The 23,669-nt window shown below is 57.6% G+C and carries 27 protein-coding genes; 12 read left to right on the top strand and 15 right to left on the bottom strand.

The features are described 5' to 3' along the window. The first annotated feature begins 111 nt into the window (after positions 1-111). Complete coding sequence (locus tag HWX89_RS07510) at positions 112-1,260, top strand: CobW family GTP-binding protein (protein WP_138792108.1); 1,149 nt, start codon at positions 112-114, stop codon at positions 1,258-1,260. A gap of 18 nt (positions 1,261-1,278) precedes the next feature. On the opposite strand, the gene HWX89_RS07505 is transcribed toward HWX89_RS07510, so the two are convergent. The 5 genes from HWX89_RS07505 to HWX89_RS07485 form a co-directional block, all read right to left on the bottom strand. Then, complete coding sequence (locus HWX89_RS07505; RefSeq protein WP_138792109.1) at positions 1,279-1,512, bottom strand: sulfurtransferase TusA family protein; 234 nt, start codon at positions 1,510-1,512, stop codon at positions 1,279-1,281. Further along, complete coding sequence (locus HWX89_RS07500) at positions 1,509-2,804, bottom strand: L,D-transpeptidase family protein (RefSeq protein ID WP_138792110.1); 1,296 nt, start codon at positions 2,802-2,804, stop codon at positions 1,509-1,511. Before HWX89_RS07500 ends, HWX89_RS07505 begins: the two co-directional genes overlap by 4 nt. 203 nt (positions 2,805-3,007) lie before the next feature. Continuing rightward, positions 3,008-3,961 (bottom strand): acetyl-CoA carboxylase carboxyltransferase subunit alpha, encoded by a 954-nt coding sequence (locus HWX89_RS07495; protein ID WP_138792111.1) that lies wholly within the window; start codon positions 3,959-3,961, stop codon positions 3,008-3,010. A 62-nt stretch (positions 3,962-4,023) separates the two neighbouring features. Further along, positions 4,024-4,980, bottom strand: coding sequence for a site-specific tyrosine recombinase XerD (gene xerD / locus HWX89_RS07490; RefSeq protein ID WP_138792269.1), 957 nt, complete (start codon positions 4,978-4,980; stop codon positions 4,024-4,026). A 14-nt stretch (positions 4,981-4,994) separates the two neighbouring features. Continuing rightward, a complete protein-coding gene (locus HWX89_RS07485) occupies positions 4,995-5,168 on the bottom strand; it encodes a histidine kinase (protein ID WP_138792112.1) in 174 nt (57 codons plus the stop codon). 134 nt (positions 5,169-5,302) lie between these two features. On the opposite strand from HWX89_RS07485, the gene HWX89_RS07480 reads away from it, so the two are divergent. Both HWX89_RS07480 and aroB read left to right on the top strand, forming a co-directional pair. After that, complete coding sequence (locus HWX89_RS07480; protein ID WP_138792113.1) at positions 5,303-5,893, top strand: shikimate kinase; 591 nt, start codon at positions 5,303-5,305, stop codon at positions 5,891-5,893. Further along, positions 5,890-7,023 carry a 3-dehydroquinate synthase gene (aroB, locus tag HWX89_RS07475; protein ID WP_138792114.1) on the top strand — a complete coding sequence of 378 codons (1,134 nt, stop codon included), beginning with the start codon at positions 5,890-5,892 and terminating at the stop codon, positions 7,021-7,023. Before HWX89_RS07480 ends, aroB begins: the two co-directional genes overlap by 4 nt. Positions 7,024-7,025: 2 nt before the next feature. Here aroB and HWX89_RS07470 read toward each other — a convergent pair whose 3' ends face one another. After that, positions 7,026-7,307, bottom strand: coding sequence for a BolA family protein (locus HWX89_RS07470; protein WP_138792115.1), 282 nt, complete (start codon positions 7,305-7,307; stop codon positions 7,026-7,028). A gap of 113 nt (positions 7,308-7,420) precedes the next feature. Here HWX89_RS07470 and HWX89_RS07465 point away from each other — a divergent pair, with 113 nt between their 5' ends. From HWX89_RS07465 to HWX89_RS07450, 4 genes are all read left to right on the top strand, one after another. Beyond that, on the top strand, positions 7,421-8,056 hold the full coding sequence (locus tag HWX89_RS07465) for a J domain-containing protein (protein ID WP_138792116.1): 636 nt from the start codon (positions 7,421-7,423) through the stop codon (positions 8,054-8,056). Positions 8,057-8,122: 66 nt separating this feature from the next. After that, a complete protein-coding gene (gene cobS, locus HWX89_RS07460; RefSeq protein WP_138792117.1) occupies positions 8,123-9,112 on the top strand; it encodes a cobaltochelatase subunit CobS in 990 nt (329 codons plus the stop codon). A gap of 104 nt (positions 9,113-9,216) precedes the next feature. Beyond that, positions 9,217-11,118, top strand: coding sequence for a cobaltochelatase subunit CobT (gene cobT, locus HWX89_RS07455; protein ID WP_138792118.1), 1,902 nt, complete (start codon positions 9,217-9,219; stop codon positions 11,116-11,118). Beyond that, positions 11,108-12,133, top strand: a complete 1,026-nt coding sequence (locus tag HWX89_RS07450; protein ID WP_502707585.1) for an esterase-like activity of phytase family protein — start codon at positions 11,108-11,110, stop codon at positions 12,131-12,133. The genes cobT and HWX89_RS07450 overlap by 11 nt, the downstream gene beginning before the upstream one ends. A 39-nt stretch (positions 12,134-12,172) precedes the next feature. On the opposite strand, the gene HWX89_RS07445 is transcribed toward HWX89_RS07450, so the two are convergent. Continuing rightward, positions 12,173-12,808 carry a queuosine precursor transporter gene (locus HWX89_RS07445; RefSeq protein WP_138792119.1) on the bottom strand — a complete coding sequence of 212 codons (636 nt, stop codon included), beginning with the start codon at positions 12,806-12,808 and terminating at the stop codon, positions 12,173-12,175. 169 nt (positions 12,809-12,977) lie between these two features. After that, the gene (gene rpmB / locus HWX89_RS07440; RefSeq protein ID WP_138792120.1) at positions 12,978-13,268 is read right to left on the bottom strand and encodes a 50S ribosomal protein L28; all 291 of its coding nucleotides are present in this window, start codon (positions 13,266-13,268) and stop codon (positions 12,978-12,980) included. Between the two features lie 252 nt (positions 13,269-13,520). Here rpmB and HWX89_RS07435 point away from each other — a divergent pair, with 252 nt between their 5' ends. Beyond that, the gene (locus HWX89_RS07435; RefSeq protein WP_138792121.1) at positions 13,521-14,294 is read left to right on the top strand and encodes a DUF3108 domain-containing protein; all 774 of its coding nucleotides are present in this window, start codon (positions 13,521-13,523) and stop codon (positions 14,292-14,294) included. A 5-nt stretch (positions 14,295-14,299) separates the two neighbouring features. On the opposite strand, the gene HWX89_RS07430 is transcribed toward HWX89_RS07435, so the two are convergent. Beyond that, complete coding sequence (locus HWX89_RS07430) at positions 14,300-14,743, bottom strand: cupin domain-containing protein (protein ID WP_138792122.1); 444 nt, start codon at positions 14,741-14,743, stop codon at positions 14,300-14,302. Then, positions 14,740-15,513 (bottom strand): hydroxyacylglutathione hydrolase, encoded by a 774-nt coding sequence (gene gloB / locus HWX89_RS07425; protein ID WP_138792123.1) that lies wholly within the window; start codon positions 15,511-15,513, stop codon positions 14,740-14,742. Before gloB ends, HWX89_RS07430 begins: the two co-directional genes overlap by 4 nt. A gap of 107 nt (positions 15,514-15,620) precedes the next feature. Here gloB and HWX89_RS07420 point away from each other — a divergent pair, with 107 nt between their 5' ends. The 3 genes from HWX89_RS07420 to HWX89_RS07410 all read left to right on the top strand — a co-directional run bounded on the left by HWX89_RS07420 (position 15,621) and on the right by HWX89_RS07410 (position 18,502). Continuing rightward, positions 15,621-16,382 carry a class I SAM-dependent methyltransferase gene (locus HWX89_RS07420; protein ID WP_138792124.1) on the top strand — a complete coding sequence of 254 codons (762 nt, stop codon included), beginning with the start codon at positions 15,621-15,623 and terminating at the stop codon, positions 16,380-16,382. Positions 16,383-16,466: 84 nt separating this feature from the next. Further along, positions 16,467-17,573 carry a histidinol-phosphate transaminase gene (gene hisC / locus HWX89_RS07415; protein ID WP_138792125.1) on the top strand — a complete coding sequence of 369 codons (1,107 nt, stop codon included), beginning with the start codon at positions 16,467-16,469 and terminating at the stop codon, positions 17,571-17,573. Continuing rightward, entirely contained in the window at positions 17,573-18,502 is a 930-nt protein-coding gene (locus HWX89_RS07410; RefSeq protein WP_138792126.1) for a prephenate/arogenate dehydrogenase family protein, read from the top strand. Before hisC ends, HWX89_RS07410 begins: the two co-directional genes overlap by 1 nt. A gap of 55 nt (positions 18,503-18,557) precedes the next feature. Here HWX89_RS07410 and HWX89_RS07405 read toward each other — a convergent pair whose 3' ends face one another. Continuing rightward, a complete protein-coding gene (locus tag HWX89_RS07405) occupies positions 18,558-19,559 on the bottom strand; it encodes a DUF2125 domain-containing protein (RefSeq protein WP_138792127.1) in 1,002 nt (333 codons plus the stop codon). 49 nt (positions 19,560-19,608) lie between these two features. Here HWX89_RS07405 and HWX89_RS07400 point away from each other — a divergent pair, with 49 nt between their 5' ends. Then, positions 19,609-20,145: a gamma-glutamylcyclotransferase gene (locus HWX89_RS07400; protein ID WP_138792128.1), complete on the top strand. Its 537-nt coding sequence runs from the start codon at positions 19,609-19,611 to the stop codon at positions 20,143-20,145. Here HWX89_RS07400 and HWX89_RS07395 read toward each other — a convergent pair. The 4 genes from HWX89_RS07395 to ftsE all read right to left on the bottom strand — a co-directional run bounded on the left by HWX89_RS07395 (position 20,117) and on the right by ftsE (position 23,537). Beyond that, positions 20,117-20,932, bottom strand: a complete 816-nt coding sequence (locus HWX89_RS07395) for a lysophospholipid acyltransferase family protein (RefSeq protein ID WP_138792129.1) — start codon at positions 20,930-20,932, stop codon at positions 20,117-20,119. The genes HWX89_RS07400 and HWX89_RS07395 overlap by 29 nt on opposite strands. 116 nt (positions 20,933-21,048) lie before the next feature. After that, positions 21,049-21,780 (bottom strand): YdcF family protein, encoded by a 732-nt coding sequence (locus tag HWX89_RS07390; protein WP_138792130.1) that lies wholly within the window; start codon positions 21,778-21,780, stop codon positions 21,049-21,051. A gap of 97 nt (positions 21,781-21,877) precedes the next feature. Continuing rightward, positions 21,878-22,885: a cell division protein FtsX gene (locus tag HWX89_RS07385; protein WP_138792271.1), complete on the bottom strand. Its 1,008-nt coding sequence runs from the start codon at positions 22,883-22,885 to the stop codon at positions 21,878-21,880. Beyond that, positions 22,878-23,537 carry a cell division ATP-binding protein FtsE gene (gene ftsE, locus HWX89_RS07380; protein WP_138792131.1) on the bottom strand — a complete coding sequence of 220 codons (660 nt, stop codon included), beginning with the start codon at positions 23,535-23,537 and terminating at the stop codon, positions 22,878-22,880. The genes HWX89_RS07385 and ftsE overlap by 8 nt, the downstream gene beginning before the upstream one ends. Positions 23,538-23,669 lie beyond the last annotated feature (132 nt).

Raw genomic sequence — 23,669 nt, 5'->3', positions numbered from 1 at the left:
CGATGTCGCTCGTTGCTTCCCGCGACGGGCGATATTTTGTTTCCCACGCGGTTCCAGCCATACGATGAGTGTTCTCGTTATTGGAACAGCCCCAAAATTGACAGGCACGACATGTCTCGCGATCGCATCCCGGTTTCCATCATCACTGGATTTCTCGGTGCTGGAAAATCGACGCTGCTCAACCGTCTGCTGAAAGATCCCGCAATGAGCGATGCGGCGATCATCATCAATGAGTTCGGCGACGTCAGCATCGACCACATGCTGGTAGAAAGCTCTGGCGATGGCATCATTGAGCTTGCCGAAGGTTGTCTTTGCTGCACAGTACGTGGTGAGTTGGTGGACACACTGGCGGAATTGATGGACGGCATGCAGACCGGCAGGTTGAAACGCGTCAACCGCGTGGTGATCGAAACCACCGGACTCGCCGATCCTGCACCTGTCATGCAGTCTGTCATGGGCAATCCGGTCATTGCCCACGGCTTCTCGCTGAACGGCGTCGTTACCGTCGTGGACGCCGTCAACGGGTTGTCGACGCTCGACAATCATGTCGAAGCGGTAAAGCAGGTCGCGGTTGCCGATCGGCTTGTGCTGACGAAGCGGACGCTTGCCGATGATGCAAGCCTTTCCAGGCTGATGACACGCCTTCAATCTCTTAACCCGCGTGCTGTGATCGAGGACGGCGACCGAAACGAATGGAGCGCTGCGGAGCTGCTCGACAACGGTCTCTACAACACTGAAGGCAAAACAGCAGACGTTAGCCGCTGGCTGGGTGAGGAAGATGCCCACGCACATCATCATGACCATCATCACGGGCATGGCGATCACGACCATCACCATCACCATCACCATCACCATCACCATCACCATGACGTCAATCGTCACGACGATCAGATTCGTTCTTTCTCAATCGTGCACGACACGCCCATTGACCCGATGGCGATCGACATGTTTGTCGATCTTCTGCGTTCGGCGCATGGCGAAAAGCTGTTGCGTATGAAGGCAATCGTCAAGGTCTCTGATAATCCGCAGCGGCCTCTGGTGCTGCACGGCGTGCAGAACATTTTCCATGCGCCGGAACGCCTTGCCGCATGGCCTGATCCGAAAGATCAGCGCACGCGCATGGTTCTGATTACCAGGGATTTGCCAGAGGCATTTGTGCAGGATCTCTTCGCCGCCTTTACAGGGGCGCCGCGCATTGATCGCCCAGACCGACAGGCCATAATCGACAATCCCCTGGCGATTTCCGGTCTACGATTTTAACCGGCAGCAAGGTCGGCGTCAGCCTTTAACGATCCTGAACCGATGCCCCGTGTCAGTCGCGACAGTTTCCAGCAATGTGTGACCATCTTCGTTACACATGTGCGGAATATCGATGACTGCCAGTGGGTCTGTCGTCTCGACAGTGAGCGTATCTCCAGCTTGGAGGGCTGTGAGTTTCTTGCGGCTCCTCAAAACCGGAAGGGGGCATTTAAGCCCCCTCAAGTCGAACAGGATCTCGGTCGTCCGGCTCATTCCTTGGCCCAGAACTTCCAGAATGGCTTCTTTTCCGGAGCTTCAGGCTGAGGTGCTGCGGAATAGGCCAAGGGGTTCATGGCTGGAACGGGAACGCTCTGTGCTGCTCCGCCTGGAGCGCCAGACGACGGTGCTGCTGCAGACGCGACCATCGTCGGTGCAGCCGGTGCCGGGTTAGATTGCGGCGCTGCTGGTTGTGCTGCTGCCGGGCGGGGCCCACGCAATGAAGAGGCGGTCGCCGTCGTTGCTGGCGACGTCGTGGTCACTTGCTGCGCTTTCTTTTCCATTAGCGCTGCGTACTCGGTTTCCTTCATCAGCTTGCCAGCCTTCAGGGCGGAACCGGTCGGGGCGTAAGCCGGCTCGCGACCTTTGCGCTTTTCAGCGACGAGTGCTTTGCGTTCGGCTTCGCTCGGGTCGTACCAGGCCATGCCATCGAACTTCTTCATCGCCTTGTCATAGGCGAGGTCGTAGGTCTTTTCGTAGCTCGACAGTGCACTGGCCAATGCCGGTGGGGTGCTCATTGCAGGGCACTGCGCGGAGGCGTTCACGGCACCGCCTTCCACCTGCTGGTTGAAGACATATTTCTTTTCGCAAACATTCACCTCAGGTGGACGTTTGGTGACTTCGAAATTGTCGTAGCCGACCTTCAGCATTTTCCAGAACTCTAGGTGCTCGCTCTGGCGATGGCGAGCCATGTTTTCCGCCGTCATACGGAAGGGGAAGGCCTGCAACTGTACCGTTTTCTGGCCGCCCTTGAAGGCGTCTCTGGCAAAGCCGTAGATTTCAAGAATCTGCGCGTCCGTCATCGAATAGCAGCCGGAAGACGAGCAGGCGCCGTGAATCATCAGGTTCGTGCCGTTGCGGCCATTGGCCTGATCGTAGCGGTTCGGGAACCCGGTATTGATGGCGAGGTAATATTTCGAATTAGGATTGAGATGCGCAGGCGTAAGGTTGTAGAAACCCTCGGGCGCCTGGCGGTCGCCTTCCTTGACCTTGGGGCCAAGTTTTCCGGACCAGGCACAGATCTGATATTCGGCAATCTTGTCGAAACGATTGTCTCGCTTGGCCTTCCAGATTTCCAGAACGCCTTCTTCCTTGAAGATACGGATCGCAATCGGCGACGTCCGCTCCATGTTCTTCTTGTCCATCTCAGCCAGAATGGATGGCGCGAGTGGATAGTCGACCTTGTTCTTGACGTGAGATACGTCGCGCTCGACGGTTTCCAACGTGTCGTTGCAGCCGGTAAGAACGAGCGCCGTGCAGGCAAGCAGTGCAAAATGTGTCAAACGCATGAGTCGATCCGAAAGACGATGTCGCGGCGCAGTTCTACACCTGCGCGTCTGCAATTTAAATACGATATTAACCGTTTACATCTTCTTAACTGAATCGGAATCCGCCCCTGAGCTACCGACCCATCACTTTGATGTGACGTGACTGTGGCCGAGTTGGGGCGGACCGTCTGGAAAATAAGGCGCAGAGATCTGGGGGCTGCGACTTAGAGGCTTCTGCCGATATCCAGGAATTTCTGGCGGCGTTCGGCGCGCAACTGCGTACCGGACTGCTGCGAGAGGTCTTCCAGCGCCTTGCCGATAACGTCACCGGTCGCCTTGATCACCTTTGATGGATCGCGATGGGCGCCGCCCATCGGCTCTGGAATGATGCCGTCGATAACGCCAAGCGACTTCAGATCGTCGGATGTGATCTTCATGTTGGTCGCGGCTTCCTTGGCACGGGTCGAATCGCGCCAGAGAATGGAGGCGGCACCTTCCGGGGAAATAACCGAGTAGATCGCGTGCTCGAGCATATAGACGCGATTGCCGGTCGCAATTGCGATTGCGCCACCCGAGCCACCTTCACCGATGACGACAGAGACGATCGGAACCTTGACGTTCAGGCACATTTCCGTCGAGCGGGCGATGGCTTCCGCCTGGCCGCGCTCTTCTGCGCCAACGCCTGGATAAGCGCCAGCGGTGTCGATCAGGGTGACGACCGGCAGCGAGAAACGATCAGCCAGTTCCAGCACGCGGATCGCCTTGCGATATCCTTCCGGACGTGGGCTGCCGAAGTTGTGCTTGAGACGCGACTTGGTGTCGTTACCCTTTTCCTGGCCAATAATGGCAACGGGTTGGCCGTTAAAGCGGGCAAGGCCAGCCTGGATGGCGGCGTCTTCAGAAAATTTACGGTCGCCGGCGAGCGGCGTGAAATCGGTGAACAGCGCATTGGCATAGTCGATGAAGTGCGGACGCTGCGGATGGCGCGCGACCTGCGTTTTCTGCCAGGCATTCAGTTTCGAATAGATGTCCTGCATCGCGTCGTTGACGCGCGTTTCAAGACGGCCGATCTCCTCCGAGGTGTCTATGCTCTCGTCTTCGGCGGCAAGCTTCTTCAGCTCGATGATCTTGCCCTCAAGGTCGGAGATAGGTTTTTCGAAGTCGAGGTAGTTGTGCATGAGATCCGTTTCCGATCGTTTTGCGCAAGGTTTGACCGGGTTATCCGGCGGTTCCGGTCGCTCTAATCAAGGTTTTTAGCCTGTTTGGCAAGAGGGTGATGCGTTTGTACCAGCTCTTGCAGGCGTTCTTCCAGCACATGTGTATAGATTTGTGTCGTTGAAATGTCTGAATGGCCGAGCAGTTCCTGCACGGCACGAAGGTCTGCGCCATTTTGCAGCAGATGACTGGCAAAGGCATGACGCATGACGTGGGGTGATATTGCAGAAGGGCTCAGTCCGGCACGGATTGCGATATCTTTCAGGTCTCGGGCAAAAACCTGTCGCGTCAGGTGACCTTCCTTCCCGTTCGAGGGAAAAAGCCATGGACTGTCTTCGGCGGCCTTGGCTTTTTCGGGAGAAAGCACCTTGCGGGCGTCGTCATATGCGGTCATTGCCGTGATGGCCGTGCGCGACAATAACACCATACGGTCCTTGTTGCCTTTGCCACGGATCATCAGGAAACGGCCTTCGTGGCGCAACACCTTGGACGGTAGCGAAACAAGTTCGCTGACACGCATGCCGGTGGCGTAGAGAAGTTCCAGCAACAGATGCATTCTGATCCGGCCAAGCTGACCGGGGCCTTGGCCTTGCGCTTCGTCCGCTGCCAGCGCCAACAATCGCGTCACATCCGCTACGCTCATTGTCTTGGGCAGGGCGCGGCCTTTCTTGGGCGCGTCGAGAATGCCGGTTGGATCGTCGCCGCGTAATCCTTCAGCATAGAGAAAGCGGTAGAATTGGCGCATCGATGAAAGGCGCCGTGCCTGCGAGGTCGATGCAAAGCCCTGCGCGGAAAGATGCGCCAGATAGGCGGAAAGATCGTTGCCCTCCGCCTCTGTCAGAGATTGGCCTTGTCCGGCCAGAAATTCGCGGAGATCCGAGAGGTCGTGCTCGTACGAGGAGAGCGTGTTTGTGGCTGCGCCGCGCTCGGCGCTCATCATTTCCAGAAAACTCTCAAGCCGGGCGCCATCCCGACCGCTCATCCCACGCACATTGGTCATGGTGCGCGCCTTGCGGGTTCAGTCGTGGATGGGTTTAGCCGCTCTGAAGGAATGCGCACGGTGACCTCACGTTCGCGCGGCTGTACGAACATTACGAGGAGCACCATGCTGCCATAGATCAGCCCTGCAATGGTCGCCAGTACGATCGTGAAGCGGAAGAGGGTCGGCATAGTGGCTCCATTCGGCGGTATTGTGCACGGCATGGCCGTGGGTATCCAAGTGATTCAACGCAATTCAGTCAGCAATTTGGCTTGACGCTTCGTAAACATTTGCAGATATCCATGCCAAACGGGCTTTCAAATTTATGAATGAAACGAATTTAACAGTCCCATCCACACTTGGGGAACAGGCGCGGGCGAAGCTCGGACGGCGCAATATTGTCTTTGTCGGGCTTATGGGAGCGGGAAAATCCGCCATCGGCCGGTTGGTGGCACAGCAACTCAAGCTTTCCTTCATCGATACGGATGTCGAAATCGAGCGCGTGTCGCGGATGACGATTTCGGAGCTTTTTGCTACCTACGGAGAAGATGAGTTCCGGGCTCTCGAGACCCGCGTCATCAAACGGTTGATGCGCGGCGGGCCAAAGGTCATTTCGACAGGCGGCGGAGCTTTCATCAACGAGAATACCCGCCGTCATATCAAGCGGGGCAGTGTTTCGTTGTGGCTGAAGGCGGATATCGAAGTTTTGTGGGAGCGCGTGAACAAGCGTGACCATCGACCGCTTCTCAAAACCGAAAACCCGAAAGCGACACTCGCGGCTTTGATGGAGAAGCGTTATCCGATTTATGCGGAAGCCGACATGACCATCGAATCGCGGGACGTGCGCAAGGAAATCATTGTGAATGAAGTGCTGGCCGCGATTGCCGGCATTGAAAAGAAAGATGAGATGCCATGACGTCCGCCGAAAACCAGAGTGAAGAACGTCTCGTCCATGTGCCGCTCGGTGAACGCGCCTACGACATTCTGATCGGGCCGGGGCTGATCGGCAGGGCAGGTGGGGAGATTTCTGCCCGTTTAAAGGGAAAGCGCGCCGCAATCATCACCGATGAGCATGTGGCACCGCTTTATCTCGAAAATCTGATGGATGGGCTTCAGACGGATGGTATCGAGGCCGTCTCTCTGACGTTGCCCGCCGGCGAGAAGACGAAGAGTTTCGAGCATCTCATGACGGTTTGCGACGCTGTTCTGGCAGCGCGTGTTGAACGCAACGATGCGGTGATCGCACTCGGCGGCGGCGTCATCGGTGATCTCGCCGGATTTGCGGCTGGCATCGTGCGCCGCGGTGTGCGGTTTGTTCAGATCCCGACCTCGCTTCTGGCACAGGTCGATTCGTCGGTCGGCGGGAAGACGGGCATCAACACGCGGCATGGCAAAAACCTTGTTGGTGTCTTCCATCAGCCTGATCTGGTTCTGGCAGATACGGCCGTTCTCGATACGCTGAGCCCGCGTGAATTTCGCGCCGGTTATGCTGAGGTCGTGAAGTACGGCCTGATCGACAAGCCTGAATTTTTCTTCTGGCTGGAGAAAAACTGGGACGAGATCAAAAGCGGCGGTCCAGCCCGGATTCAGGCGATTGCGACGAGCTGCCAGGCAAAGGCCGATGTCGTTGTTGCCGACGAGAAGGAAAACGGTGTTCGTGCGCTGCTCAATCTCGGTCATACTTTCGGCCATGCGCTGGAGGCCGCGACAGATTACGACAGTAAACGACTTGTGCATGGTGAAGGTGTTGCGATCGGCATGGTGCTGGCCCACCAGTTCTCGTCACGCCTCAACCTTGCAAGCCCGGATGATGCGGCGCGCGTGGAAGCGCATCTGAAGGCTGTCGGCCTGCCGACGACGATGAAGGATATTCCAGGCAAATTGCCGCCTGTTGAAACATTGATGGCGGCGATCGCCCAGGACAAGAAGGTAAAGGGTGGCAAGCTCACCTTCATCCTGACCCACGGCATCGGCCAATCTTTCGTGGCCGATGATGTTGCGGCGTCCGAGGTACAGTCTTTCCTGTCGGAAAAGCATCCCGACTGAGCTTAGAAACGGGTGGGTTCGCCCGGCGCTGCGGCCTCTATCGCAAGCGCATGCAGGCCGGCATCGAGCTCCGGCTTCAAAAGTGCGTTGATCGCCCTGTGGCGGTCGACGCGTGACTTGCCGAGAAAGCCTTCCGCCACTATCTGTACACGCATATGCGTCTCGCCCGTGCCGGTAATATCCGGCTGGTGGCCGGCATGCATATGGCTTTCATCGATCACCCGAAGCCGCTCCGGCGAAAAGCTCTCTTTGAGCTTGGTTTCTATGCGTTCGCGCAGGGACATGCTGGCTGCTCCAATCCTGTTGGCTTTCTAAAAAGGGGCTACCTAGAAGCCAGCAACATTCCAATTTGTCAATTCTTGTTGTGCGTGCTTTCGCGCACCATAATCAGGACATCATGAAACTGGATTCGAAATATTTTGACCGCATCCGCACGCGTCGGAAAAGGGAAAAGGAGCCTGAGGTTCAGGCGCCAACCTGCCAGTGGGATGGATGCGACAAGCCGGGCGTTCACCGGGCACCTGTCGGCCGCAATGCCGAGGGGCAATTCTTCCTGTTCTGTTTCGAGCATGTGAAGGACTATAACAAGGGCTACAACTACTTCTCCGGCCTGTCCGATGGCGAGATTGCCCGATACCAGAAAGAAGCTGTGACCGGTCACCGCCCGACATGGACGGTTGGCGTCAACAAGACAGCGCGCGACAGTCCGCTGCATTCTACCCTACGGTCCGGCGCAGCAGGTGCCAACGCCCGTATCCGCGATCCTTTCGGCTTCACCAATGGTTTTGCGCAAGGGGGAAGGGCGGGTAGCCAACGTATTCAGCAAGCCCGCAAGCTCAAGACGCTGGAAGCCAAAGCCTTCGATACGCTCGATCTTTCTGCAGGTGCAACACAGGAAGAGATAAAAAGGCGCTACAAGGAGCTTGTCAAAAAGCACCATCCAGATGCTAATGGTGGCGATCGTGGTTCGGAAGAACGTTTTCGGGCTGTTGTTCAAGCATATCAATTGTTAAAGCAGTCAGGTTTCTGCTAAGCCTTTTTCGTGTTTACCGCCTGATTATGATGTGGCCGGGTGGCTGCCGCCCGCCTTGGAGACGTGATGAGCAAAATCGACCTTGATATTTCTAACCTGCCCGACACAACCGTGTCCGTGCGGGAGGTTTTCGGCATTGATACGGATCTGCGGGTTCCTGCCTATTCGCAGGGCGACGCCTATGTTCCCGACCTCGATCCAGACTATCTTTTCGACCGCGATACAACGCTTGCTATTCTTGCAGGTTTTGCTCACAACCGACGTGTCATGGTCTCCGGCTTCCACGGAACCGGTAAATCTACCCATATCGAACAGGTCGCAGCGCGCCTCAACTGGCCTTGCGTTCGCGTCAACCTCGACAGCCATGTCAGCCGTATCGATCTCGTCGGCAAGGACGCCATCGTCCTGAAAGACGGCAAGCAGGTCACCGAATTCAAGGACGGCATTCTGCCATGGGCGTACCAGCACAATGTCGCGCTGGTCTTCGACGAATACGATGCCGGCCGCCCGGACGTAATGTTCGTTATTCAGCGCGTACTGGAATCTTCCGGTCGTCTGACGCTGCTTGACCAGAGCCGAGTTATCCGTCCTCATCCAGCCTTCCGCCTGTTTGCGACCGCAAACACCGTCGGCCTCGGCGATACCACCGGCCTCTACCACGGCACGCAGCAGATCAACCAGGCGCAGATGGACCGTTGGTCCATCGTGACGACGCTCAACTACCTGCCGCATGAGCAGGAAGTGAACATCATCGCTGCCAAGGTGAAGAGCTTCAACAACCCGAAGGGGCGTGAAACCGTTTCCAAAATGGTGCGGGTGGCTGACCTGACCCGTTCGGCCTTCATCAACGGCGACCTTTCGACCGTCATGAGCCCTCGTACGGTCATCACCTGGGCAGAAAACGCGGAAATCTTCGGCGATATCGCCTTCGCATTCCGCGTGACCTTCCTCAACAAGTGCGACGAACTCGAGCGCACGCTGGTTGCGGAACAGTATCAGCGCGCATTCGGCGTTGAACTGAAGGAAAGCGCTGCGAACATCGTTTTGAGCGCCTGATTTTTCCGGTTTTCCGGGAAACATCACCGATGACGTGAAGGCGCCGAAGGGCCGCGCATCTCCGATGGGCGGCTCTGGGGCGTCGAGAATCGACAGGAAAGACAATGGCAGGGCGCGGCGACAATTCCAGAGCGAAACCGGGTACGGCGATCGATACGGAGCCGCTACGCCAGGCGATTGCCGGCTGCGTACGATCCGTTGCAGGCGATTCCGAGGTCGAGGTTGTATTTGCAAACGAGCGACCCGGTCTTGCTGGCGAGCGTATGCGTTTGCCGGAAATTTCCAAGAAGCCGACCGCGCAGGAAATCGCCATCACGCGTGGACTGGGCGATTCCATGGCGCTACGCCTTGCCTGCCATGACAGCGATGTGCATGCGACCATGTCTCCGCAGGGAACCGATGCCCGGCTGATCTTCGATGCAGTGGAGCAGGCGCGCGTTGAATCAATCGGTGCTTTGCGCATGCCCGGCATGGCTTCCAACATTCGCGCCATGAACACCGAGAAATATGCCAAGGCGAATTTTTCGGACATCAGCACACAGAACGATGCGCCAATTGCCGAGGCGGTGGCGATGCTCGTGCGCGAAAAGCTGACCGGCGAAAAGCCGCCTGCAAGCGCCGGCAAGGTTCTCGACCTTTGGCGGGAGTTCATTGAGGACAAGGCGGCCGGCGATCTCGACGATCTGTCAAATGTCATCAGCGACCAGAAAGCGTTCTCGAAGCTTGTTCGCAAGATGCTGACGTCCATGCAGATGGCAGAGGATTTCGGCGACGACGACAACGAGCCGGAAAGCCAGGAGGCCGATTCAGACGAGGATCAACCGCGGACCAACGAGACCGAAGAAGAACAGGTCGAGGAGGAAGCCGGTTCCGATGCGACGCCCGCCGATGAGAACGAAGCCTCGCAAGAGGAAATGGAAGAAGGCGAGATGGACGGCGCCGAGATGTCGGACGAGGAAATGTCCGACGATCTCGACGAGGATTCCGAGACACCAGGCGAAACACGCCGACCCAACAGCCCGTTTGACGATTTCAACGAGAAGGTCGACTACCGCATCTTCACGCAGGAGTTTGACGAGGAAATTCATGCCGAGGAACTTTGCGATGAGGCGGAACTCGACCGTCTGCGCGCCTTCCTCGACAAGCAGCTTGCCCATCTTCAGGGCGCTGTCGGACGTCTCGCGAACCGTCTCCAGCGCCGCTTGATGGCGCAGCAGAATCGCTCTTGGGATTTCGATCTGGAAGAGGGCTATCTCGATCCGGCGCGTCTTGTGCGTCTCATCATCGACCCAATGCAGCCGCTGTCCTTCAAGAAGGAGCGCGACACCAAGTTCCGCGATACGGTCGTATCGCTGGTCATCGACAATTCTGGTTCGATGCGTGGCCGCCCGATCACCGTTGCCGCGACGTGCGCCGACATTCTGGCGCGTACACTGGAGCGCTCGGGCGTCAAGGTGGAGATTCTTGGCTTCACCACCAAGGCATGGAAGGGTGGCCAATCGCGCGAGCAGTGGCTGGCCAACAGCAAGCCTGCTTCGCCGGGACGCCTCAACGATTTGCGCCACATCATCTACAAGTCCGCAGATGCGCCATGGCGCCGCGCTCGTCGCAATCTTGGCCTGATGATGCGCGAGGGCCTGCTGAAAGAAAACATCGATGGTGAAGCGCTGATGTGGGCGCACAACCGCCTGATTGGCCGTCCTGAGCAGCGCAAGATCATGATGATGATTTCGGACGGTGCGCCAGTCGACGACTCCACGCTCTCGGTCAATCCGGGCAACTACCTTGAACGGCACCTGCGGGCTGTGATCGAGCAAATCGAGACACGGTCGCCTGTCGAACTGCTGGCTATTGGTATCGGCCATGACGTGACCCGTTATTATCGTCGCGCTGTTACCATCGTGGATGCCGATGAACTGGCCGGTGCGATGACCGAACAGCTCGCCGCGCTGTTTGAGGACACCAATTCGTCCGCCGCGCCGCGCCGGGTTCGCCGTGCAGGATAAGCGGGGCGGGGGTTTCTCGGCTCGCAATTGTCTGGCAGCGGTGGTTTTTTTCACTGCGACGTCATTGGTTCCGGCACCCATCGGTGCATCGACTATCGATGTGCCGGTCGCATCGCGCTTGCTTGCCAATTTCGAAGTCGGGACCAGTGCCAGCCGGTTTGGCAAGCTGGAGTTCGTCGGCGGACTGGTGATGAGCTCTCCCGAAAAGCTTTTCGGTGCTATATCAAGCATTCGTTTTCGCCCGGACGGTGAAAATTTCGTGGCAGTGCTGGATACCGGGCACTGGTTGACCGGCAAGATCACGCGCGGTGATAGTGGTGCGCTCTCCGGCGTTTCCGACGTTCGCATAGCACCAATACTGGACATAAGCGGGCGCGAACCTACCCGGAAAATGGATGTCGACGCGGAGGGTCTGGCGCTTCGTGGTGACAAGGTTTTCGTCAGCTATGAGCAGCGACATCGGATTGATATCTTCCCAGATCCAGGTTTTGAGAGCTCCAAACCCATAGGGCGGTTGCCGCATCTCATTCCCAACAACGAACTGCGCTCGAATGGTGGCATGGAAGCTCTGGCGGTTTCGCCGGTCGATTCTCTGCTGAAGGGCGCGATGGTGGTTGTTGCCGAGAAGAGTATAGACGCCGATGGAAACCTGCTTGCGGCCGTCCTGGAAGGCCCTCTGAAGGGTTCCTTTGCTGTCGCCCATCATCCGTCCTTCGACGTGACCGACGGCGCCTTCCTGCCCAATGGTGACCTTTTACTTCTGGAGCGGCGGTTCAATTTTGCCGAAGGCGTCGGTATGCGCATCCGCCGTATCCGAGCAGAGGATATCAAGCCAGGAGCTGTCGTCGATGGAGAGATACTGCTCGAAGCTGGCATGGTTTACCAGATCGACAATATGGAAGGCATGGACGTGGTAAAAGGGCCTGATGGCTCGACACGTCTCATCATCGTCTCCGACGACAATCATTCCTTCCTCCAGCGCAATCTGATGCTGGAGTTCAAACTGGTTGAATGAAAAAAAGCCCGCTTTCGCGGGCTTTTATCAAATCCAAAATCAGAGTGCTTTTGCCGGTGGCATTGGCTTCAATGTGTTCATCAGCGCGCCATAGGGCAGCAGCATCACGAGACCAACAAGAACCTTCACAGAAAGATCGCCAAGCGCCCAGGAGATCCAGCGTGGTGCTTCCTGTGCGAAAATGCCGAGGATGGGAGCGCTCTCGATCGCGAAGGCATCATTCGGGCCAACGAAGGAGAAACTCGCCGCAAAGGCGATGGAGAAGAACAATGCGGTGTCCAGCACCGAACCGAGCATCGAACCAGCCAGCGGTGCATGCCACCAGCGCTGACGGCGCAGGCGATTGAAGACAGAGATATCGAGCAGCTGGCCGATCAGATAGGCCGTGCCTGAGGCGACAGCGATACGCGGAATCGAGGTCCAGAAGGAAAGCGTCACACCGACGACGAAGCCGGCAAGTACCACGCGTCGTGCAATCGACGGGCCGAACTGCCTGTTCGTCAGATCGGTCACAAGAAAAGCGATTGGATAGGTGAAGGCACCCCAGGTCAGCAGGTCTCCGAGGTTGACCCCGAAGAGCGATCCGGACAACGGGTACTGTACTAGAATATTGGATGCGACGACGACAAGCGTCATCAGAAGTACGTAAACAACCGTGTAGCGTAGGTAAGGCATTTTTTTATCCTGGGTGATGCCACCAGTTCGGGCTGCGGACTGAAAAAAGAAGAACGGTGTTCTGTTCGTCCGATGCCAAAACAAAAAGCGTGTTACTGAAACACACAAAAGGCCTGAGTGGCAAAAGCCATTCAAGCCTTCTGAATGTCGTTAAGAGTGAAGCCGCTTATTAAGCAGCTTCAGCCGTCTTCTTTGCGATCTGGCGACGCAGCAGACGAGCGCGCATCGACAGTTCGTTTTCGTCGGACTTCAGAAGGAAGGCATCGAGGCCGCCACGGTGTTCGACCGAGCGGAGAGCCGCTGCGGAAACACGCAGGCGGAAACGCTGGCTAAGAACATCGGAGATCAACGTGACTTGGCAGAGGTTCGGAAGGAACCGGCGCTTGGTCTTGTTGTTGGCGTGGCTGACGTTGTTGCCCGTCTGGACGCCCTTGCCGGTCAATTCGCATACACGGGACATGGGTACACCTATTTCGTTTCGTCTGTTTCACCACTCGGTCGCCACCGGCAAAACCCGGGTGGCAATCCAACTGGCCATGATTGGAAAGTTGCGGTTCTATAGTCAGGCACGCTTTAACAGTCAAGTCGCTCGCGAGCAAATGAACGGAAATTACGGCGTTTTCAACCGGCATCCGCTTTTTTCTTGCCACAACTCGGCGTATATCATCGCCCGACAAGGCCTTTTAAGGGGCCGCTTTTAGGGTGATATCCGATGTTTGCCAGAGGACAAAGGTTTTTCTTGGCTGCCGCGATGGCTTTTGCGGGTGTAGGCCCGTCTTTCGCTGCTGAAGCACGCCATACGAGTGAATACAGCATCAATCTGGGTATCCTGCCCATAGCGCGAGCCAGTTTTTCGACTCGCATGGACGGCCCCAATTATTCGATTTCCGGCTCATTCAGTGCTGCCGGGCTGGCAAGCGTCCTCAAGGACATTTCCGGCAAGACGACTGTCTCGGGTGCCAAACGTGGAAACCGGCTGCAGGCTAACGCCTATTCGCTGGTCTACAAGGATGGCAAGCGCGTCCGAACCTATGATGTTGTCTATCGCAACGGCAATGTGACCTCGACGACCGTCAAGCCGGAGCCAAAAGCCAGGCCAGACAACTGGGTTGAGGTGAAGGATCGCGACCTGCGATCTGTACTCGACCCTATCTCGGGTCTCATCATCCCCGCGGGTGGAAGAATTTGCCCGACTCGCCTGCCGATCTATGACGGTGAGTCGCGCCTGGATCTGGTCCTGAGTTCGAGTGGCACCAAGCCCTTCAAGACGCAGGGCTTCAGCGGCGATGCCGTCGTCTGCAAGGCGCGCTACGTGCCGCGTTCGGGATACCGGCAGGGGCGGAAGGACATCGAGTATCTGAAATCGATCTCGATGGAGATCTGGTTTGCCAAATCCGACGCAATGGATGTGTACGCACCGGTCTATGCGGTCATCCCGACTCGCGTTGGCCAGGTCTACATCACTGCGACGAAATACGGCGGCTGACGGGTCTAGAGCGCATCGCCCGGCGTCCAGCCGGGCTCTGCCATAACGAAACTCGAAAAAGCAAAGCCTGGCGATACGGTGCAGCCGACGAGAGTGAAATCTCCAAGGCTTTCGGCGGATTGCCAGCAATTCGCCGGAACGATCACCTGCGGTCGCTCTCCCGCCAATATTGCCGGGCCAAGCGTGAAAGTCTGGACTTCCCTGCCGTCTTGCGAGAGGTGCAGGGAAATCGGTGCACCGGCGTAATAATGCCAGACTTCCGCAGCATCAGTCACGCGGTGCCAGTGCGACCGTTGCCCTTTCTCAAGAAGATAATAGATCGCTGTCGAATGGCCGCGCTCTCCACCCGCCTTGTCGCGGAAGGTCTGGTGGTAGAACCCTCCCTCGGGGTGCGGTTCCAGTCCAAGCTCGCGGATAATGGCTTCGGCCGAAAGCTCTGCCTCGCTCATTGGAAATTATCCTTGCGGGTACGAATCTCTGCGAAGACCTCTGCGTCCGTTGCATCCGCAAGGCCAAGATGCGCACGGATCTTTCCGTCTGCTACCCGCATGTAGGGGTTGGTCTGTTTTTCCAGGCCAATGGTGGTCGGGATGGTGAATTCGTTTTCCCTGCGCAGGACGTCAACGTGCGCAGCGCGCGTCTGCAGTTCCACGTTGTCCGGATCAATTGTCAGCGCGAACCGGGCGTTCGACAGAGTGTATTCGTGGCCGAAATAAACCCTGGTGTCGTCAGGCAGGGCCATGAGCTTCTGGAAGGAGTGCCACATATCGGTAGCCGGACGTTCGAACAGGCGGCCGCAGCCCATGGCAAACAGCGTGTCTGCAGCAAACAGTAGCCCGTCGTCAGGCAGGTGATAACAGATATGACCCGCGGTATGACCGGGCGTGGCAATGACCTGAACGCGGCGGCCTGCAAATTCGAACTCGTCGCCGTCCGCCTGCGAACGATCGAGGCCGGGAATCGCCACAGCTTCATCGTAGGGGCCATGGATTTCGCAATGGTAGCGCTCCTTCAGCGCCAGATTGGCTTCGACATGGTCCTGGTGATGATGCGTGGTGAAGATGTGGGTCAGTTTCCAGCCGTGTCCTTCGAGCGCCCGGAGGATAGGGCCTTCTTCCGGGGCATCGATGGCGGCAGTTGCGCCGGTCTCGGGATCGTGCAGCAGAACCCCAAAATTGTCGCTGCGGCAAAGAAAGACGTCTATTTCCAAAGGTTTCATCGTGTCCTCTCCATTTGCCGGGGCCAACCCGGCGCAATCGTCCGCCTGACGTTCAATGTAAGGATAGCCGCCTTGAAGTCCAACCGTCTGATGCTACATTCTCGCGCATGAATACCGATATTGTCGATCTGCGCGAATTCTATCACTCTCCGCTTGGCCGGTCGGCGGAGCAGGCGATCACCATGGCGCTATCGACGCTCTGGCCACCCTTGCCGGATGAGCGACTGGTCGGGCTCGGCTACGCGGTGCCATTTCTCGACCGTTTTCGCCATGACACGGAGCGCACCTTTGCCTTCATGCCCGCAGGGCAAGGGGCGGTGAATTGGCCAGCCGGAGAGCTTTCTTCAACGGCGCTGATTTTCGACGAGGAGCTTCCTTTGCCCGATTCGTCGATCGATCGCGTGCTGATGGTTCATTCGCTTGAGTTTGCCGAAAACCCGCGCGAAAGCCTCAAGGAGCTCTGGCGCGTGCTGGCGCCTGGTGGGCGTCTGGTTATCGTTGTGCCGAACCGGCGCGGTGTGTGGGCGCGGATGGAGCACACGCCTTTCGGTTCCGGTCGCCCTTATTCACGTAGCCAGTTGACCGCGCTCCTGCGTGAAACCAATTTTACGCCGGGTGCGACAGCGGAGGCGTTGTTCTTTCCGCCAACGACAAGCCGACCTGTTCTGAAATTCAGGCGTTATCTAGAGCACACGGGGCGCAGGCTCTGGCCGCTGTTTTCCGGTGTCATCATAGTCGAAGCCCAGAAGCGGCTTTATCAGGGGCTGCCTGTTACACAGCGGGCATCACGTCGGGTTTTTGTGCCCGTTCTCGCGCCGCAAGGGGTTCCGACCACGAGATCCGGTCTCGATAAGCGAAACCGGCGCTGACCCTCGACAAAACGACCATTCCGGTCTAATGCCTGCGGCATTGTTTTTGCCGGATTTCCCGGCGTTATTCCGAAGGTCGATCAAATGAGTGCAGAGCTTAGCCAACCTGTTCCGCGTCCAGGTATTCTGGATATCGCCGCGTATGTTCCGGGCAAGGAGCATGTCGACGGCGTCGCAAAGGTTTACAAGCTCTCCTCCAACGAAACACCGCTTGGTCCAAGCCCGAAGGCCATAGAGGCATTCGGCACTGCCGCCAGCCATCTGGAAATTTATCCCGACGGCCAGGCCATTGCGCTGCGCCAGGCGATTGCCGACGTTCATGGCCTTAACATTGCGAACATCCTGTGCGGCAATGGTTCGGACGAGTTGCTTGGCCTGCTTTGCCATGTCTATCTCGGCGCGGGTGACGAGGCGATCATCACAGAGCACGGTTTTCTCGTCTACAAGATACAGATCATGGGCGCCGGTGCGACACCCGTCACCGTGAAGGAGAAGGATTGCACCGTTGATGTGGATGCGATTCTCGCCGCTGTGACTGCGAAAACGAAGATGGTGTTCATTGCCAATCCCGGCAATCCGACGGGCACCTATGTTCCAGTTGCGGAAATCCGCCGTCTGCAGTCTTCGTTGCCGAAGAACGTTCTTCTGGTGTTGGATGCGGCCTACGCGGAATACGTGCGCAAGAACGATTACGAGGCTGGTCTTGAACTTGTGTCGGGTAACCGCAACGTCGTAATGACCCGGACCTTCTCCAAGGTATATGGCCTTGCAGCACTGCGCGTCGGCTGGATGTATGGCTCGGCCGATATCATCGATGCGCTGAATCGCGTTCGTGGCCCCTTCAACATGAGCGCACCTGCCATTGCTGCCGGTGCCGCAGCGATCCGCGATCAGGCTTTCGTTGAAAAGGCTGTGTCCCACAACGCTGTCTGGCAGGAAAAGCTTACGACGACGTTTGCCGGCCTCGGTCTGACCGTCACGCCATCGGTGACGAATTTCATCCTCATCCACTTCCCGGAACAGGATGGTAAACGTGCATCTGACGCCGATGAGTTCCTCAGCCGCCGTGGTTACATCCTGCGTGCAGTCCGGGGTTACGGCTTTCCGAATGCGCTGCGCATGACAATCGGCTCGGAAGAGGCCAACCTCGGCGTTATCGCCGCCCTGACCGAGTTCATGGGACGGTCGTGATGGGCGAGGTGTTGTTTGAACGCATTGCGCTGATCGGCATTGGCCTCATCGGCTCGTCGATCGCGCGCGATGTCAAGGAGCTTGGGCTCGCACGGCATGTGGTCATTTCGACCCGCAGCGACGACACGTTAAAGCGGGCGGAAGAACTCGACCTCGGTACCGAATACACCGTGTCGGCGGCGAAGGCCGTGGAAGACGCTGATCTCATCATCGTTTCCGTCCCGGTCGGTGCGTCGGAGAGCGTCGCAAAACAGATCGCTCCGCATCTCAAACCCGGCGCCATTGTGACTGATGTTGGTTCAACCAAGGCATCGGTCATCGCACAGATGGCGCCGCATATGCCCGACAATGTCCACTTCATTCCGGGTCACCCGCTGGCGGGTACGGAAAAGTCAGGCCCCGATGCCGGCTTCGCGGGTCTTTTCCGTGAGCGCTGGTGCATTTTCACGCCTCTGCCTGGTACAGACGAGCATGCACTGGAGAAGCTGAAGGGCTTCTGGCAGGCGCTGGGTTCTCGTGTGGACGAAATGGATGCGGAGCACCACGACAAGGTGCTGGCGATCGTTTCGCACCTGCCACACATCATCGCGTACAACATTGTCGGTACGGCAGATGATCTGGAGACAGTAACGGAATCGGAAGTCATCAAGTATTCCGCATCAGGTTTTCGTGACTTCACCCGTCTGGCAGCTTCCGATCCAACCATGTGGCGCGACGTATGCCTGCATAACAAGGATGCCATCCTGGAAATGCTGGCGCGGTTTTCCGAAGATCTTGCCTATTTGCAGCGAGCGATCCGTTGGGGTGAGGGCGACAAGCTGTTCGAACTCTTCACGCGCACCCGCACCATCCGCCGCTCGATCATTCAGGCAGGTCAGGATGTAGATGCGCCGGACTTCGGCCGTCACGCGCTCGATCAGAAAAAATAAGATCGTGTTGTCACTTTAGAAAAATGGCCGGGTTGACCGGCCATTTTCATTTCCATCAGATTGGCGGAATTTTCCCGAGCGGAATGAAGCCGCTGATCGTGGCACGGCCGCGATCCACCACAACATCAACGGACGCCCTGTCTCCGCCACCTGCCAGCGCACCGAGCAGTTTGCGGGCGGTGTCGATGGTTGACTGCAGTTGCGGAAACGCCTGCTTGGCATTGTCCGACCATGCGCCAAGCTTTTCGATTTCCACCTTGAATTGGCCGGAGAGATAACCTTCATTGTCGAAGGAGAAGGGACCGCTGATGCGCATGGTTCGGCCTTCACCGATATCTGCCAACACGCGACGCAATTCACCGCTCGCGCCGTAGAGCCCTGTCTCGTCGCTACCGTCGATCATGCCCGCCTTGCCGGCAAGCGTTACATCGGCGATTGCTGACAGACGTGGCAGAATTTGGGGCCAATCCTTGATGACCGTCGCTGCGTCGGTGACGGTAATGGCGCCATCCAGATCGGCGCCATTCTGGCGCAGATGCATCTCGGTTTTTGCAGCATCGAAATCGATTGTCTGACCGGTCACCGAGGACACGGCATTGGCCTTGAGGCCTTCGATCACCAGCGATGTGCGGTCGATACCCTTCAGTTTGGTTGTCAGGCTCGACTGCAGGTTCTGCCATTCGGCGGAAACCGTCAGACCATGGCCGGTGCGAATCTCTGCGGGCGAATCGAGTTCCCAGACAATATGGCCAGGATCATAGACCTGGGCCGCCGAGCGAAGCTGGCCAAACGATGCTGAAACGCCGTTCTCCTTGTCGTCCACGTTGACCTTGGAGCAGAAGAGCCCGATCCGGAAGGGATAACCGCGGAAAGCAATGTCGCCGCATTCGCCACTGACGCTGGCGGCTTCTGTGGGCGCGATCGCGTTCAGGACGGTCTCTTTCAGCTTGTTCGCGGCGTAAAACCACCCAGCCGTATAGAGCCCGATCGCCACTACGATCGCGAGACCAAGCCAAAGGATTTTTCTGGCTGTGCCGGATTGGCTTGACGCTGCCATATTGATCTCCGATGAATCGACTTCAGATAATTTCGATTTGGCGTGGGATATGGACGATTTTTGGGTCTTTGGCTACGGTTCGTTGATGTGGAACCCGGGCTTTGCTTTTGAGGAGAGGCAGCAGGCGCGTCTGCACGGTTACCGTCGCTCTTTGTGCATATGGTCGAGCGTTTATCGCGGTACGGAGGAAAAGCCCGGTCTTGTGCTTGGGCTGGAGCGCGGCGGCTCCTGTCTCGGAGTGGCTTTCCGGGTCAAAGGTGCCGAGTACGAGCCTGTCATGGCCTACCTGCGTGAGCGGGAACTTGTCACAAATGTCTACAAGGAGCGGGTGGTCAGTATTGCCATGGTCGACGGGCGGCGCAGTAGCGCCGTAACCTATGTGGCAGACCCCGCGCATGACCAATATGTCGGTGGGCTCGCCGCGCCCGATGCGGCGGCGATCGTCGCCACTGCCGCCGGCCGTTCCGGCCCCAATACCGATTATGTTTTCAACACCATCCAGCATTTGCAGGATATGGGTATTCGCGACACCACGCTGGAAAACATCGCTGCCCGGGTTAGCGGATTGGCTGTTCAACCGGCTTAGGCGTTTCTGCGCCCTGAAGCTCAGCGATGCGCTGGACTGCAGTGGGTGGCAATGGCAGGTTCGGGTTGTTTCGCGCCGTCTCCAGAAGCAGTTCGTCGCTTGCTCTCTCCGTGACCTCTATCAGGTGCTTGAAGAACACATCCGGATCAAGGCCAGGCTGGATGGGCGGCAGGATCTTTACCTTGAAATGGCCGGGGTAACGCATGGTCGAACGGCGCGGCCAGAAAAGGCCCGGATGCATGGCAACCGGGATGACTGGAACGTTGAGATCGCGATAGAGGCGGGCAATGCCGTAGCGATATTCAGGTGGTGCGCCCGGCGGTCGGCGGGTGCCTTCCGGGTAAATGATCAACTCACGTCCTGCGGCCATCTCTTCCTTGGCGCGCTCCATGACTTTCATCATGACCTTGCCGCGTGCAGCGCGGTTCACCGGGATCATGCGCTGCTTCATCGCGTACCAGCCAAATAGCGGTATCCAGAGCAGTTCACGCTTGAGGATATAGACCGGATCAGGAAGGTTGGGCAGAAGCGCGTAGGTGTCCCAGAAGGACTGATGTTTTGGCGCGAAGATACAGCCGGTTTCCGGAATGTGATCCAGCCCTTCGATTTCGAAGGTCGTGCCCACGATGGTCTTCATCAGCCAGTGGTTGGAGCGTGCCCAGTTCTTGGGGATTTCAAAAGCAATCTTGCGCGGCAACAGAAAATAGATCGGCGTCAGCACGATCATGCGCACGATAAGATTGAGATAGAACAGCGTATTGAAAAGAAACGAGCGCAGCTTGAGCATCAACAGACTTCCCTGGGCGCAACCGCTCCAGGAAATGTCTGGCCTGGATACTGGGTGCCTATGTGCGAACGCCTACACGAAAAAGAGGCCTTGCAGCAAGGCGTTTGTCCCATCTGTCAGGGGGTGACGCTGCCTGTGTGGATAGGGGCATGATCGCCAGCGAGCTTGCGCAGCCCATCGCCCTTGCCGATGCCCGTCAGATCCCGACCTGCAGCGGCGACGAATTTCATATATTCATAGAGCATGGTTCTCACCACGTCGGGCTCCACGAACCAGTTGGTGCGGGCAAGATCAGAGCTGATGACCGGGTAGGAGATGAATTCCGTTTGCGGGCTTGCACTACGCAACTCATGCAGGCTGCGGTGCATATGGTAGTTGTTGGTGACGACAACGACCGAGGCGTATCCGTGGTCGCGTATCCAGCTTGACGCCTCGTTGGCGTTGCCGATTGTGTCGATCGCCTTGTAACCCATATCCACGCAGCAAGTGAAAAGATCGGGAGACCCTTGCGTCATCCTGCGGATTTGCGCACGTGTCGTTGCCGGATTGACCCCGGAGATCAGCAACCGCTTGCCAACGCCGTCACGCAGCAGGCCGACGGCCTGTTCGATACGCTGGTAGCCCCCGGTCAGCACGATGATTGCATCCGCTTTGGCGGACGCTGGCGGGCGCATGGACGCCACGGAATCGGCAAACCAGAGAAAACCGCCGAAAAGCGCGCCAAAGGCAATCACGCACAGCAATATGATGACCCGGACAAAACGACGCAAAGGTCCACGCCGCGACAGCAGGTTGTTTCCTGCCCGATGCATGGTCGATGGGTCCTGGTCTGTCCGACTCACAAACATTCCTCATGAATACTCGCCGATTAAGGCAAGGAACAGGCATTTCTAGCCTTGGACGTATAAACGGCTTTGGGCGATATTCGTTCGTCCGAAGCGCTTTTCAGGAGGTCAGTCCGTCGCTTTTCGACGGGTCGGAACGCACCCGGTCGATATCGTCTATGGTGCGAATGACGGTGATGCGCGCGGTGAGAGTCGTCAGCAGCGCAATGACCATCATGGTGGCGGCAATGCCGAGGTATCCCCCCAGGCCAACCGAGAACGATCCGAAAAGGGCGCTCGCCTGGTCGCTCTGTGGCGTTGCGACCGTGCTGGACTGCCAAAAGCCTGCGGCCAGAAAGACGAGTGCTGCAAGTGCACTGCCTGCGGCCGATCCCTTCAGGCTGATCTTGAGGAAGTGCTTCTGGAATTCTCGCGCCACGAAGCTGCTCTCGGCGCCAACGAAATGGAGCACCTCGACGATATGCCTGTTGCCGGAGAGTGCACCGCGCGTGGCGAACACCACGGTCAGAACCATGGCGGTGAACACCAGTATCAACACGCCGAGGCCAATGCCGACGGTCGTGCGCGCCATCGAGACCAGTCGGTCGACCCAGGTTCGGTGATCGTCCAGAAAGGCCTGAGGGATTTCCGTTTTCAGCATGTCGCGCATGGCCTGGAAATCGGGCGGGTTGTTCTCATCGATTGTGATGACGACGAGACGTGGAACTGGAAGCTCCGACAGGTTCAGACCCGAACCAAGCCAGGGTTCCAGAAGACGCGATGTCGCGGCGTCATCGAGGATTGTTCCTTCGCGTGTGCCAACGAAGGTCAGCGCCAGATTGCGAGCCTTATTCAGCGCCGCATTCATATCCAGGCCGTCCTCCGGCTTGATCTGAATGGTGATCTCACGGGAAATCTGGCTCTGCCACGTCGCAGCCGTGGCCCGCACCATGGACACTGCACCAAGCGTAAGACAGGCAAGAAAAGCCATGATGGCGATGACGACCATCAATGCGTTGCCCTGGATGTTGGAGGGCGGCAGAATCGGCGCCATGGGGCGAATCCGCATCGGCGGTCGCTTCGGCGCGCCGGCTTCGGGTTTCAGCGGGGTGGGGTTCATCTCATTCATAGATGTCAAGCCGCCCTTCTGTAAGGATCATCCGGCGTGCGTTGATCTGGTCCATCAGGCCGAAATCATGGGTGGCGATGACAACTGCCGTCCCCAGCCGGTTGAGCTCAAGGAACAGGTTGAGCAGGCGTTTGGCCATCGGTGGGTCGACGTTGCCTGTCGGTTCGTCCGCAAGCAGAATCTCCGGCTGGTCCATCAGGGCACGTGCGATCGCGGCACGCTGTTTCTCACCGCCGGACAGGATGGCGGGCAGCACATTGATGCGTTCACCGAGACCCACCCATTTCAGAAGTTCGATAACGTCATTGCGATAGGCGCTTTCTTCCTTGCCTCGCACCCGCAATGGCAATGCCACGTTCTCGTAGGTCGTCAGATGGTCGAGGAGACGGAAATCCTGAAAGACGATGCCGACGCGGCGGCGAAGCATTGGCAATTCGTTGCGGGGGATGCGTGAAACATCGCGATTGAACATGCGGATGTTGCCGCGTGTCGGCTGGAGCGAAAGAAGAAGCAGGCGCAGAAGCGTGGTTTTGCCAGCACCGGACGGACCGGTCAGAAACTGGAACGACCCCTTGGGAATGTCGAACGTCATGTCTCTCAGGATCTCGGGACCCATTCCATAGCGTAACCCGACATTTTCGAAATGGATCAACGGACTTCCAGTCTCTTTGTTTCGTGATCTTTCGCCAGCATTGAATCACCCCTCCGGCTGCAGCCGTTTAACCGTATCGGCGAGCCCGGGCGAAGCATTTTTGCGAAGCATTAACCATTTAAATTTAAAACT

The organism is Rhizobium sp. RM, assembly GCF_013390595.1.
In the GTDB taxonomy this organism is placed as follows: Bacteria; Pseudomonadota; Alphaproteobacteria; order Rhizobiales; family Rhizobiaceae; genus Agrobacterium.
The sequence above is the reverse complement of the archived record's forward strand: the minus strand, read 5'-3'. Positions and strand labels throughout refer to the sequence as shown.